This is a genomic window from Brevundimonas sp., assembly GCF_030656255.1.
Lineage (GTDB): Bacteria > Pseudomonadota > Alphaproteobacteria > Caulobacterales > Caulobacteraceae > Brevundimonas.
In genome coordinates this window covers 15,558-28,608 of the sequence record NZ_JAUSOE010000164.1, presented here as the reverse complement: position 1 = coordinate 28,608, position 13,051 = coordinate 15,558, and the positions used below count along the sequence as shown (strand labels likewise).

Below are 13,051 nucleotides of genomic sequence, written 5' to 3'. Positions count from 1 at the left end.
CGAAGATGTTATCGGTGGTCAGGGCGATGATCTGGATGCCTTCGCCGTTGTAGCGGCGCAGGAATTCCTCGATCTGGTAATTGTCGTCCTGGCTTTCGTTCAGGGGGATGCGGATGGCGCGGTCGGGCGCGATCATGGCCTGCGAGAACAGGCCGGTCGCCTTGCCCTTGATGTCGAAATACTTCTGCTCTTCGAAGTTGAAGACCGAGCCGTAGAAGCCCGACCATGTGCGCATCTGGCCACGACGGACATTGTGGGTCAGGTGGTCCAGGATCTCGAGACCCATCGAGTTCTTGCGCTCGGCCTCTTCCCAGCCCTCGATCTCGTCCCAGGCGTCATACAGCGAGCCGGCGTCGCCGTACTGGTCGATGACGTACAGCAGCGAACCGCCGATGCCCTGAAGGATATAGGGATAGTCGCCCAGCGCCCCGCCGTTCGCGTCGGTCGCCGCCACGGCGCCGCGTTCCAGGGCGCCTTCATAGGCGGCCTTGGCGTCGGTGGTGCGGAAGGCCATGCCGTTGGCCGAGGGGCCGTGGTCAGCGGCGAAGGCCTGGGCCTGACCGGTCGGCGTGCGGTGGACCAGGAAGGAGATGTCGCCCTGCTTCAGGCGCACAACGTCGGTCTTGGGGTTCACGTGGGTCTGGGTGAAACCCATCAGTTCCAGGCGCGAAATCATCGCCTTGGGTTCGGGGCCGGTGAATTCGACGAATTCGAATCCGTCGACGCCGAGGGGGTTTTCCAGGTTGATCTGTTCCGCAGTGGCTTGGTTAGGGGCCTGGGTCATATCGTTCATGGCGCGTCTCCCGCGTAGCTTTGGTGGCGGGCTTAACCGAAAGGGGCCGCCGATTGGCGCGGAACCTAGTCGCGGATGACGACAGAGCCAAGGCGGACCCACGGGGTCGTGATGCGTTAGGAGTTGGGCGAAGGTCTCAGGTCGAGCGCGTCGCCAGTATCGGCGCCGTGGTTACGGCCCAAGCCTTGGGTGTTGGCAACGGCGCCTCGCAGACGGCCTCGACCGTCCGACCGTCTGCGAACCGATAGCGGACCGATAGGTTTTGGGCGCAACGGGCTTGGACCGCGAAGAACATGGTTTCGGGGTCCGCATAGGGGTCGTGATCCTCTATGCTGGCCAGAAGGGGGGCGCCCGACAGCACGCCGCACCTGTCGCCCGTGTCCAGCTTTATGCCTTCGGGATTCCGGTAAAAGCCCGTCCCGCCGCCGGTGCAGTTCTGATCGTTCAGATGGAAGAGGGCGGCCTGGCGATAGTCGTCCCGGCCGGGCTTGTCCTCCAGCGTGACGCCCAGGGTCGCCAGTCGGGTTTCGAGGCCCGACCACCGGTCCACGCCAGGCCCGTCGAGCAGGATGCTGACGCCGCTGTCGCCAGGGAGAAGGGCGCGGAAGTCGGCCACTCCGTAGCCGTTGCCAGCGCGACCGGCGTCCAGCAGCGTCTTCCACAGGTCGAAGATGTCGCGCCGGCCGTCCGAGGCCTGGCGCGCTTCCAGATCTGCGATCCACTGGATCACGACGCCGCAATCGTAGACCGCCGAGCCGGATCGCAGGCGCCGGGGGTTATAGTCGCGATCCTCCAAAGCCGATCGGCAACCGTTCAGGCGCTGGGCCAGGGAGGATTTCACCTGGGCGTCATCGATGACGCCGGACGATGCAGCGGCGACCAGAGCGCCGTATTCCGCGCCGCCTTCATGAAGCCAGGGCGCAGTGTCGCCATCCTTGGTGATGACTCCGTGCCCATTCCACAGGTGAAAGGTCTCATGCCAGACGAAGGTGGAAAGCGGCCCGGTAACCTCTTCGGGCGGGCTGTCCCAGGACGTGCCGTAGAAGCGCAATGCGATGACGCCGGTGTCTGTTACATCCCCGCGAAACGTCGTCGGACCGGGGCTGTCTGTCGTGACCACCAGGACCGGTTTGTAAGGCAGGTCGCGGCCCAATCTGGCGCCGTAGAAACCTTGTGCGGCCAGAAAGCCGTCGCCCATCAGCGTCGAAAGCGATGCGGGAACCGAGGCGCCGATCACGGCCGCGCCGCCGGCCCTGCGCGTCACAGCCTCCTCTGGGCCGACGTAGGCATAGCCTTTGATCGCCTCCGCCTCGGGCAAGGTTGTCTCGCCCTCGACAGGCCTGAAGGTCAGTTCGGCGTCCATGCCCTTCAGCGCCAAGCCGGGCCCGTAGAGCACATGACCTGCGCCGACCCGGGTCAGGCCCATATAGACGCGATCCACTTCGGCTGCGTCGGGCGAAATCAGGATTTCGAAGGTGTCGAAAGGCCGTTCGGATGTCACGACGCCGTCCGCCAAGGTCAGGCCGGGCGTCGTTACGGTCCAAAGACTGCGGATGATGTCGGGGTCCAGGAAGACGACCTGATTGGTCGGCTGGGCCAGCCGCCAGGTGACGGCGACGCCGCCGGGTGCGGTGCGCGCCTCAATTGTGGCCGCCTGCTGGGCCTGGGCCGGTGCGGCTACCCCGAAGGCGAGGACAAATGCGGCGAGGCCGCCGGTCAGGTTCGACTTCATGGAATCAGACTCCGGCGACTAGGCGAGCGCATAATGATGCGATGACGCGAAGTGATTCAACTGAAGCCTGCGTCCAGCGCTCTTCAATTTCGAGGCTTCAGCCGGGCAGCAGCCGCGTCGCCCATTCCGCGCCCAGCAGCAACCCGGTCGCCACCACGCCCAGGATCGTCAGCCAGGCCGTCGTCAGCGCAGCGCCGCCGATCACGAACAGGCCGTCGCGCTGGATCAGGCCGACGGACAGAAGCGCCAAGGCGACGGAGGGTATGGTGTTGGTCATCGGCAGGACGATGGTCAGGGTGGCCAGGATCATGAAGACAGCCGCCAGTTTCTCGCCGGGGCCATCGGCGAAGCGGCGCAGGCGGGGGCGCGACAGCCGGTCGATCCAGCCCAGTTTCGACTCGGCGAAATCGGCCATGGCCTTCAGCCAGCTGGCCTTGGCGCGCAGCTTCAGCAGCCAGCGCGGCAGCCAGGGCTCTTCGCGCCCGACCAGCATCTGGCCGGCCAGCAGGATGATGGCCACTCCGACCACCTGGGGCACGCCGTAAAGGCCGGGCACCAGGCAGGGAATCGACAGCAGCAGGATCAGCAGGCCGTAGGCGCGCTCGTCCAGCCGGTCGCGAATTTCTTCCAAAGTCAGACCGGCGTCGCCGCCGTCGTCGGACAGCCGGCGCAGCAGGCGCGAGATGTCGTGGCTGACGTCGTCGGCGTGGCCGGACGGGGAGGGGACAGTCATGCCGCCTCCTTTAGAGGCGTCGGGAACGGACGGCGAGGGCTGCGATGTCGCGGCGCGTGACGTCGGACGCAGGTCTTGCTAGGGCGTCGCCCCTTCCAAGGGATTTCCATGCTTCGCAAGCTCTATGACGGCGTCTTTGATCTGGCGCGAGGCGGCCACGCCACGCCCGCCCTGGCCGTGGTCGCCTTCGCCGAGAGTTCCTTCTTCCCCATCCCGCCCGACGTGATGCTGGCGCCAATGATCCTGGCCCGGCCGGAGAAGGCTTATTTTTATGCTGGTGTCTGCACCCTGGCCTCGGTTCTGGGCGGGATGCTCGGCTACGCCATCGGCTATTTCCTGACCGACCTCGGGCTCGCGATCCTCCGGGTTCTCGGCCATTCGGACGGGCTGGATCATTTCCGCCAATGGTTCGCCCAGTGGGGCCTGTGGGTCATACTGATCAAGGGGTTTACCCCCATTCCCTACAAGCTGGTGACCATCGCCTCGGGCCTGGCGGCCTTCAGCTTCCCGATCTTCATGGGGGCGTCGGTCGTGACCCGGGGCGGCCGGTTCTTCCTCGAGGCCTGGATCCTGAAGCGTTGGGGGGCGGTCATGCTGGCCCAGGTCGAGAAACGCCTGGCGCTGTGGTTCGGGATCGGTCTGGGGCTGTTGATCGCACTGATCGTGGTGCTGAAGCTTCTGTAAGTCGACGGCGACGCCTTGGCGGGGTAAGACCGCTGCACGATGAGAGACATCTATCGCCTGCTGACCCGTTGGTGGACCGCCTTCGCCCTGGCCGCGTCGCTGGCCATGCTGGGCGCGGCCCATGCCTTTGAGCGCTTCGCGGGCCTGGCGCCCTGCAACCTCTGCCTCAAACAACGCGAGGTCTATTGGGGCGCGGTGGCCGTGGCGGTGGTGGCGACGGCCTGGACGATCCTGAGCGGCAGCCGACGCGGCACGCCCCGGATCGCCGCCTTTCTGCTGGCCGCCGTCTTCGCCACCGGCGCCGTTACCGCCGTCTTCCATATGGGGGGTGAATACAAATGGTGGAGCCTGCCCGCGACCTGCATGGGCGGAGGCGCGATCGATCTCGAAAGCCTGACCGCCCTGGCGCTCGGCACAGGGCCGGCCCAGAGGGTGGCCATGTGCGATTCCGTGGCCTGGAGCTGGCTGGGCCTGTCGATGGCGGGCTGGAACGCCGTCATCTCCCTGGCGTTGGCAGGGTTCAGCCTGCTGGCGGCCAAACGCCCCAAGGACGCCCGCGCCCCCCGGTTCGAAAAGGCCTGACGCCATGACCGACTCGACATCCCATATTCCTCTGCCGCGCCCGGGAATGGGCGCGAACAAGGCGCGGATGGACGAGATCCTGCGCGTCGATCACGCCGGCGAATATGCGGCGGTCCTGATCTATCGCGCCCAGAAGGCCGTGTTCGAGGGCCGCAAGGCGCACGGCGGCATGGTGCGCGATCTGGGGGAGATGCAGGACCAGGAGGCCGTGCATCTGGCCCGGTTCGAACGGCTGTTGAACGAACGCCGGGTGCGGCCCACGGCGATGACGCCGCTGTGGCGGATCGCGGCCTCGGCCCTGGGGGCCGGCACGGCCCTGATGGGCGAGAAGGCGGCGCACGCCTGCACCGAGGCGGTCGAGAGCGTGATCGAAAAACACTACGCCGACCAGATCGCCGAGATCGGCGAGCGCGACCCCGAGCTGGCCGCCGAGCTGAAACAGTTCCGCGACGAGGAACTGGCCCACCACGACCACGCCATCGAACACGGCAGTCGCGAGGCGCCCGCCTATCGGCTGTTGTCCGGGGTGATCAAGGCGGGATGCCGGGCGGCGATCAAGGTCAGCGAGCGGGTCTGACCTTGATCACCCGTCGCCCTCGGGCTTGACCCGAGGGCCGGATGGTCCGCCGCATTGCATCACGGGCGGCGCACAGCCCGATCCGCGTCCGGTCCTCGGGGCAAGCCCGAGGATGACGGAGTTGGAGTGGGTGATGGTCTTAGAAGATCTCGAACAGGCCGGCCGCCCCCATACCGCCGCCGATGCACATGGTGACGACGCCGTATTTGGCGCCGCGGCGTTTGCCCTCACTCAGGACGTGGCCGGTCATGCGGGCGCCGGACATGCCGTAGGGGTGGCCGATGGAGATGGCGCCGCCCGAGACGTTCAAAAGTTCGTCCGGGATGCCCAGGGTGTCGCGGCAGTGGAGGACCTGGACGGCGAAGGCCTCGTTCAGTTCCCAGATGCCGATGTCGTCCACCGTCAGGCCGTGACGTTTCAGCAGTTTGGGCACGGCGTAGACCGGGCCGATGCCCATCTCGTCCGGCTCGACCCCCGCCACCGCCATGCCGCGATAGGCGCCGAGCGGCTGAAGATTGCGTTTCACCGCCTCGCCGGCCTCCATGATGACACAGGCCGAGGCGCCGTCGGACAGCTGGGACGCATTGCCGGCGGTGATGAACTCGCCCTGCTGGATCTCTTCGCCGCTGCCGAAGACGGGTTTCAGCGCCTTCAGGCCTTCCAGGGTAGTGTCGGGCCGGTTGCCCTCGTCCTTCGACAGGGTCACTTCCTTTGAAGAGGTCTCGCCGGTCGCCTTGTCCGTGACCAGCATCGTGGTGGTCATGGGCACGATCTCGGCGTCCAGCCGGCCTGCCGCCTGGGCCTGGGCCGTGCGCTGCTGGGACTGAAGCGCGTATTCGTCCTGGCGGTCGCGGCTGACGCCATAGCGGCGGGCCACGACCTCGGCCGTCTCCAGCATCGACATATATATATGGGGCGCCAGTTTCAGCAGGGCCTCGTCCTTGCCCCGGTACAGGTTCATGTACTGGTTCTGGACCAGGGAGATGCTCTCCAGCCCGCCGCCGACCGCCATCTTCTGCTGGTCGAACACCACCTGTTTGGCCGCCGTGGCGATGCCCATCAGGCCCGAGGCGCACTGGCGGTCCAGGCTCATGCCCGGAACCGAAGACGGCAGGCCGGCGGCAAGCGCGATCTGACGCGCCACATTCGTGCCAGTGGAACCCTGCTGCAGGGCCGCGCCCATGATGACGTCCTCGATCTCAGCCGGGTCGACGCCGGCGCGCTGGACTGCGTGTTTCACCGCATGGGCGCCCAGTTGCTGGGCCTGGGTGTCGTTGAAGGCGCCGCGATAGGCGCGGCCGATCGGGGTGCGGGCGGTGGAGACGATGACGGCTTCGCGCATGACGGAGATCCTTCTTGATTGGGCGGGCCTGTCGCGCCTTACGCGCGACTTGAGACCAGAACGGTTTCCTCTTTGCGAACTTAGGCCCCTCACGCGGCATCAACGCAAGTCGCTGCAAGCCGCAACCGGGGCGGTTTCCCGACCCGCGTTCGCCCATTGTGTTGAAACGGCGCCACAGTCGCCACATTCGTCTCAGGGGTACGGAACAACCGTCCAGCGATGCCGTTTGGCTCGGGAACGTCGGGCAACAGCTCGGCTTCAGGCATTTTACAGATTGAGGAAGCTATGAAGCTCAAACTTCTCGCCTCCGTCGCCGTCGCAGGGCTGTTCGCAGCTGGCGCGGCCTCGGCGGAACCGAACGGCTGGTACGGCGCGATCGACGCGGGTTACCACATGATCGACGACATCAACGCCGAGTCGTCGACGACGGGCGCCAACTGGAACTATGAAGTGAACGACGGCTGGGCGGCTTTCGCCCGTCTCGGCTATCGCTTCAACCCCAACTGGCGCGTTGAACTCGAAGGCGGCTACCGCTCGGGCGACATCGGCACCGTGCGCGCCGTCTCCGGCACCCAGGGCCTTTGCAACTTCACCCCGGCGACCGGCGGCTGCTTCTCTCCGGAAGGCGACATCGAGTCGACGACCCTGATGGCCAATGTCATCTATGACTTCGGCTATGAAGCTTGGGGCATCCGTCCCTTCGTCGGTCTGGGCGCCGGTGTGAACCGCGTCACCACCGACACGACCGGAAATCTGCGCGCCAACCGTGGCGCTACCTTCACGGCCGATGACGACTCGACCAAGTTCGCCGCTCAAGCGATCGCCGGTCTGGCCTGGGCCGTGGGTGATCGCACCAACATCGACCTGACCTACCGTTATCTGACGGGCGACGCGTCGTTCGCCTCGACCACGGTCGGCACCGGCGTCGGCGCGACCTCGTTCGGCGAATGGGACGGCGACTACGACCAGTCGCATACCGTGACCCTGGGCCTGCGTTACAGCTTCGGCGCTGAAGATGCGCCGCCGCCGCCGCCTCCTCCGCCCCCGCCGCCCCCGCCGCCTCCGCCCCCGCCGCCGCCCCCGGCTCCGGTGGCTCAGGCTCCGGTCGCCCGTCAGTTCGTGGTCTACTTCGACTGGGATCGTTCGGACCTGACGACGGAAGCCCGCTCGGTCGTGACGCAAGCCGCGACCTACGCCAAGTCGGGTCGTCCGACGCGCGTCCTGATCGTCGGCTACACCGACACCTCGGGCTCGGCCGCCTATAACCTGGGCCTGTCGAACCGTCGTTCGCGCACCGTCGCGGACGCTCTGGTCGCTCAAGGCGTCAATGGCGGCGTGATCGCCCTGGACGCCAAGGGTGAAACCGCCCTGGCCAAGCCGACTGCTGACGGCGTGCGTGAGCCGCTCAACCGTCGCGCGACGATCGACATCAACTTCTAAGCCTATGGTCTCCGGCCTGACGAAAGTCGGGCCGGAGGCTCAGGACTTGAAGCATGTCTATCGGACGGATCAAAAGCCGCCGTCCTCTTTCGAGGGCGGCGGCTTTTTCTATGTGGAGAGACGGTAACGGTTGGTCGAAATCGCGCCGCATTATGGAATTTGGGTTGATCCGACCTCTGTAGCGAGCGACATAAAGCGCAATGGTCACATTCTCCGCCAAACGCCCCGATTGCATCGGCGAAGAGTCGTCTCTTGACCCGTCGCGCCGTGTCGAGCGCGCTGGGGGTCTGTAAAATGGTTGATCTTCGCCAATCGCATCGACAGGTCACGGGGCGCCGGAGGCGGCGTTACCGGCTCAGGGCGGACAGCGCCGCCAACGTCCAATCGCGGCTTCGCGCGCCCGCTCAGCCGCTTGAGTACGGCGGCGAAGTGACTGTCCTGCCTGTCAACCGCCCCCGTCAAGGTCTGTCCGGCCGGCGGTTCCTGATCGTGTCGGCGCCTTTCGGAGGATTCGGCGTCGCTCTGGCGCGGACGTTGGAGGCTCGGGGGGCGACGGTTCAGCGGATGATCTTCAACGCCGGCGACGCCATGAACTGGCGCCGCCCCGGCGGCGTCGTGTTCAAGGCCGCAGCGGAGGTCTGGGCCGAACGTTTAAGCGAGGTGGCGGCTGACTTCACCGATCTGCTCCTGTTTGGCGAAGGCGGCCCCTATAATCGCGCGGTCCTGTCGGCAATCGAAGGGCTCGACGCTCGCGTCTGGGTGCTCGAGAATGGATATTTCCGTCCAGACTGGGTCACGGTCGAACTGAACGGCGTCAATGCGTCCAGCGGCCTTCCCCGTTTTCGAGACGGCTATCCCGCGCCGGAACCCGTCCTTCCCGAGCCCATTCCTGTGGGTCGGATCCTGCCTCACCATGTGGTCAACATCACCGCCTATCATTTGGCCCAGACGGTCGGCGCCTTCCTGTTCCCGCGTCACGCCAACCACTACACGGCCTCGCCCCTGAGCCAGTGCCTGGGGCATGTGCGGCGCTATCTAGGGCTCGCCTTGCGCCGTCCGTCGGAGAACGACGTCGATGTCATCGCCGCGCGGGGGGAGTTCTTCATCGCCTGTCTCCAGCGCGAGGGCGACGCGCAACTGCTTCGTTATTCGCGATACGCGGACAACACCGCCTTCCTCGCGGAGGTGATGACCAGTTTCGCAGCCCATGCGCCCCGGAACGCGCGGCTGGTGGTGAAGAACCATCCGCTGGATCCGGGTCTGGTCGATCTGTCGGCGGTGACGCGGCGTCTGGTCATCGAGCGCGGACTGCAAGGACGGGTCGATTTCATCGACGGGGGCAATCTGGCCCAGTTGTGTCGCGCCTCGCAGGGGATGGTGGTGAATAACTCCAGCGCCGCCCTGTCCGCCCTGGGTTTCCACACGCCGGTCAAGGTTCTGGGCGACGCCTTCTTCGACTTCGACGGATTGACCGATCAGCAGGCGCTGGACGACTTCTGGTCCGCGCCCCAGGCGCCGGACACCGCCCTGTTCACCCGGTTCCGCGCCCATGTGATCGCCCAGAGCCAGGTCAACGGCAATTTCCACGAGCCGCGCGCCATACAGCGCACGGCGTCTGGCGCCGCCGACATGTTCGAGCGGGTCTCCTAGCCAAAAATTGCGCTTATCGGAGAACCATGTGTGGCTCTTGAGCCACCACTGGGCCTTGTCACGAGTCTGACATATAAATGTCGCCCAGCGTTTCAAGAGCAGACGTAGAGGGGGCTGGATTGTGACGTGCTTGAAACACGTCCTGACCATTTTCGGTCCACCAGCTGGGGATAGCTAGATGACATTCCGCAACCTGGCGTACGGCGCTTCGGCCGTCGCCCTCATGATGTCGGCGGGAACGGCCGCCTTCGCTCAAGAAACCACCGGGGCGATCTCTGGCGGCGTTTATGACGCGGCAGGCGCGCCTGTGGCGGGTGCGACCGTCAGCGTCACCCACGTTCCGACTGGCACAGTGTCGACGACCGTTACAGATTTCAACGGCCAATTCTCGGCGCGCAATCTGCGCGTCGGCGGTCCCTTCATCGTCAGCTCGGTGTCGAGTTCTGGTGAGGCTGTCAGCCAAGTGCCTTCAATCGGCATCGGCACGGCCGTGTCGGTCGAACTAGTGATCACCGCGCCGGACGCAAGCGGCGCAGCGGATCTGGGCGACATCGTCGTCACTGGTGTGGCTGGCGGCGGTCTGCGGACTTCCCCGCGCTCCAATATCGGTCTAGCCGACATCGAGACTTTGCCGAGCGTCAGCCGCGACATTCGTGACTTTGTTCGCACCACGCCCTTCGCGACCGTTGACCCGTCGAACAACGACGCCCTGTCGATCGGCGGTCAGAGCAATAAGATGAACGCCTTCCTGGTGGACGGCATCCGCCAAGGCGACGACTTCGGTCTGGCCGCCAGCGGCTATCCGACCGTTCGTTCGCCGATTTCCGTCTCGGTTCTGGAAGCAGTCAGTGTCGATGTGGCTCCCTATGACGTCCAGTACGGGTCGTTCCAGGGCGGCGTGATCAACTCGGTGACCAAGTCCGGCACCAATGAGTTCCACGGCGAGGCCTTCTACGAGAAGACCGACCAGGACATGCAGGGCGACACCTTCAGCTACGACGATTTCCAGACGGGCGCGCGTCGCAACGTCGATCTTTCGAGTTCGGAATTCGAAGAAAAGACCTGGGGCGCCACGCTCGGCGGTCCGATCATCAAGGACAAACTGTTCTTCCTGCTGAATTACGAGAAGTTTGAATCGACGCAACCTGTCCTGACCGGTCCCGAAGGCTCAGGCGCGGCGGTCGAAGTCCCCGGCATCACCCAGGCTCAGGTCGATCAGGTTCGTCAGATCGCCCAAGATGTCTACGGTTATGATCCGCTGGATGCGATCGCCGACGAGCTGACGACGCAAGACGAGAAATACTTCGCCAAGCTGGACTGGAACATCAACGACCGCCACCGCGCTGTCGTGTCCTATCAGCAGACCAAGGGCGGTGTTCTCAGTCTGAACAACACCTCCACCAGCGGGACCTACCCCAGCGTCGGCCTGCTGTCGTCGGCCTACACGCTGGAATCCAACTTGGTGGCCTACAAGGCTCAGTTGTTCTCAGACTGGACTGATCGCTTCTCGACCGAGTTTGCGTTCTCGCGCAAGGAAGTCGAGAACATTTCGTCGAACCTCGCCGGTTCGGACTTCGCCGCCTTCCAGGTCTATCTGGACAACCCGGGCGGCCCGGCGCCGCGCCGCTCGATCCGCTTCGGTCCGGAACGTTCGCGTCACGCCAACTCGCTGACCAACGACGTCAACCAGTATCGCGCCGTCGGCACCTATCGCGCCGACGGCGGTCACAACTTCACCTTCGGCTACGAGCGTGAAGAGACCGAAATCTTTAACCTGTTCGTCCAGTTCGCGAACGCCGAGTACGAGTTCGCCTCGCTCGCAGATTATGAAGCTGGTCGCGCTTCATCGATCGGCTATCAGAATGCCGCCTCGAACAACAAGAACGATGCTGGGGCCTCGTTCGGCTACGCGCTGAACACCTTGTTCTTCCAAGACGAATGGCAAATCACCCCCAGCCTGACCGTCAATGCCGGTCTGCGTTACGACTGGTATGAGTCCGACGACAAGCCGCTGGCCAATCCCTTGTTCGAAAGCACCTACGGCTTCGCCAGCAACAGCAACATCGACGGCATTTCCGCCCTGCAGCCGCGCTTCGGCTTCAACTGGCGAGCCAACGACTCCCTCACCATCTACGGTGGCTTCGGTCGCTTCCAGGGCGGTTCGCCGAACGTCTGGGTGTCCAATAACTACACCAACACCGGCAACCTGCTGGGCACCTTCCAGTGCAAGCGCGCCGGCTATGCTTCGAACTTCGCCACAACCTTCCCGGTCTGTTCGGCTGCGGAACTGGCGGCCCTGGACAATGTCGACGGCTTCAACGTCGCCCAGGTGGCTAAGGACCGCGTCACCACCAGCGCCAACCGCGGCACGGGTCTGATCAACATCATCGATCCGACCTTCGAGACGCCCACGATCTGGAAGACGTCGCTGGGCGCCGTTCAGACCTTTGATCTGAGCCGCTGGGGCGCGGGTGAAGGCTGGATGGTTCGTGCTGAATACGTTCACTCGGAAGTCGATAAGGCCGTGGCCTGGGTCGATCTGAACCTGGCGCGTCAGCAGGGCGTCAACGCGCCTGACGGCCGTCCGACCTTCTTCAACGACACCGCTACGCCGTTCACACAGTCGGTGCTGATGCTCACCAACACTACCGGGGGCCAGACGGATCAGTTCGCCATCTCGCTGAGCAAGGACTGGTATGACGGCTGGGCCCGCGGCCTGGGCTTCAACTTCTCCTACACCTATCTGGACTCGACCGAGCGCAATCCGGGTACGTCCTCGGTGGCTCTGTCAAACTACCAGCAGGTCGCGGTCGTCGATCCCAACCACATCGCTTTGTCGGACTCCAACTACGAGATCGAAGACGCCTTCAAGCTGAACCTCAGCTACAGCCGCGCCTTCTTCGGCGACTACATGACCCGCATCAATCTGTTCGGTCAGCATCGCTCGGGGCTGAACTTCAGCTATGCCTACGGCACGGGCGTGAACACGCTCTACGGCGAAATCTCCTCGCAGCAGCGCGGCCTGTTCTACGTACCGCTGGCCGACTCCTCGGGTCAGGTCACGGCCACCAGCGACCCGATCATTCGCTACGCCGCGAACTTCGACTTTGTAGCCTTCAACCAATACCTTCAGCGTACCGGGCTGAATTCTTATGCCGGACAGATCACACCGCGGAACGCCTTCAAGTCGCCGAACGTGACGACCTTCGATCTGCATATCGAACAGGAACTGCCGGCCTTCTTCCCAGGCGGCGCGCGTCTGTCGCTGTATGCCGACATCGAAAACATCGGCAACATGCTGAACGACGAGTGGGGCGTGATCCAGCAACTGGGCTTCCCCTACTATTCCACGGATATCACTGCGCGGAATTGCCAACGGGCGTCTGCAGCGTGTGCCGCCGGAGTGGGCAACTTCTACCAGTACGACGGCATCAACCAGGATGCGTCTTCATCTGTGAACACCTCGTCGGTATGGCAAGCCAAGATCGGTGTTCGCTACAAGTTCTAAGCGTATAGGT

General features: G+C 64.6%; 10 protein-coding genes. 6 read left to right on the top strand and 4 right to left on the bottom strand.

Translation table 11 applies throughout. The features are described from left to right. From Q7J26_RS16345 to Q7J26_RS16335, 3 genes are all read right to left on the bottom strand, one after another. Positions 1-793 (bottom strand): 4-hydroxyphenylpyruvate dioxygenase family protein (locus tag Q7J26_RS16345; protein ID WP_304937422.1); only part of this gene is annotated, 793 nt, incomplete at its 3' end. Between the two features lie 136 nt (positions 794-929). Continuing rightward, positions 930-2,525, bottom strand: a complete 1,596-nt coding sequence (locus Q7J26_RS16340) for a hypothetical protein (protein WP_304937421.1) — start codon at positions 2,523-2,525, stop codon at positions 930-932. 97 nt (positions 2,526-2,622) lie between these two features. Then, complete coding sequence (locus tag Q7J26_RS16335) at positions 2,623-3,258, bottom strand: exopolysaccharide biosynthesis protein (RefSeq protein ID WP_304937420.1); 636 nt, start codon at positions 3,256-3,258, stop codon at positions 2,623-2,625. Between the two features lie 108 nt (positions 3,259-3,366). Here Q7J26_RS16335 and Q7J26_RS16330 point away from each other — a divergent pair, with 108 nt between their 5' ends. The 3 genes from Q7J26_RS16330 to Q7J26_RS16320 are packed head-to-tail and all read left to right on the top strand — an operon-like array spanning position 3,367 to position 5,101. Then, the gene (locus Q7J26_RS16330) at positions 3,367-3,942 is read left to right on the top strand and encodes a YqaA family protein (RefSeq protein ID WP_304937419.1); all 576 of its coding nucleotides are present in this window, start codon (positions 3,367-3,369) and stop codon (positions 3,940-3,942) included. 39 nt (positions 3,943-3,981) lie between these two features. Beyond that, entirely contained in the window at positions 3,982-4,524 is a 543-nt protein-coding gene (locus Q7J26_RS16325; RefSeq protein ID WP_304937418.1) for a disulfide bond formation protein B, read from the top strand. A 4-nt stretch (positions 4,525-4,528) separates the two neighbouring features. Beyond that, positions 4,529-5,101 carry a demethoxyubiquinone hydroxylase family protein gene (locus Q7J26_RS16320; RefSeq protein ID WP_304937417.1) on the top strand — a complete coding sequence of 191 codons (573 nt, stop codon included), beginning with the start codon at positions 4,529-4,531 and terminating at the stop codon, positions 5,099-5,101. 139 nt (positions 5,102-5,240) lie between these two features. On the opposite strand, the gene Q7J26_RS16315 is transcribed toward Q7J26_RS16320, so the two are convergent. Then, positions 5,241-6,443, bottom strand: coding sequence for an acetyl-CoA C-acyltransferase (locus Q7J26_RS16315; RefSeq protein WP_304937416.1), 1,203 nt, complete (start codon positions 6,441-6,443; stop codon positions 5,241-5,243). 285 nt (positions 6,444-6,728) lie between these two features. Between Q7J26_RS16315 and Q7J26_RS16310 the strand changes: the two genes are divergently transcribed. The 3 genes from Q7J26_RS16310 (at position 6,729) to Q7J26_RS16300 (ending at position 13,041) form a co-directional block, all read left to right on the top strand. Continuing rightward, on the top strand, positions 6,729-7,883 hold the full coding sequence (locus Q7J26_RS16310) for an OmpA family protein (RefSeq protein ID WP_304937415.1): 1,155 nt from the start codon (positions 6,729-6,731) through the stop codon (positions 7,881-7,883). A 429-nt stretch (positions 7,884-8,312) separates the two neighbouring features. Next, positions 8,313-9,533 (top strand): capsular biosynthesis protein, encoded by a 1,221-nt coding sequence (locus tag Q7J26_RS16305; protein ID WP_304937414.1) that lies wholly within the window; start codon positions 8,313-8,315, stop codon positions 9,531-9,533. Between the two features lie 178 nt (positions 9,534-9,711). Beyond that, complete coding sequence (locus Q7J26_RS16300) at positions 9,712-13,041, top strand: TonB-dependent receptor (protein WP_304937413.1); 3,330 nt, start codon at positions 9,712-9,714, stop codon at positions 13,039-13,041. Positions 13,042-13,051: the final 10 nt, after the last annotated feature.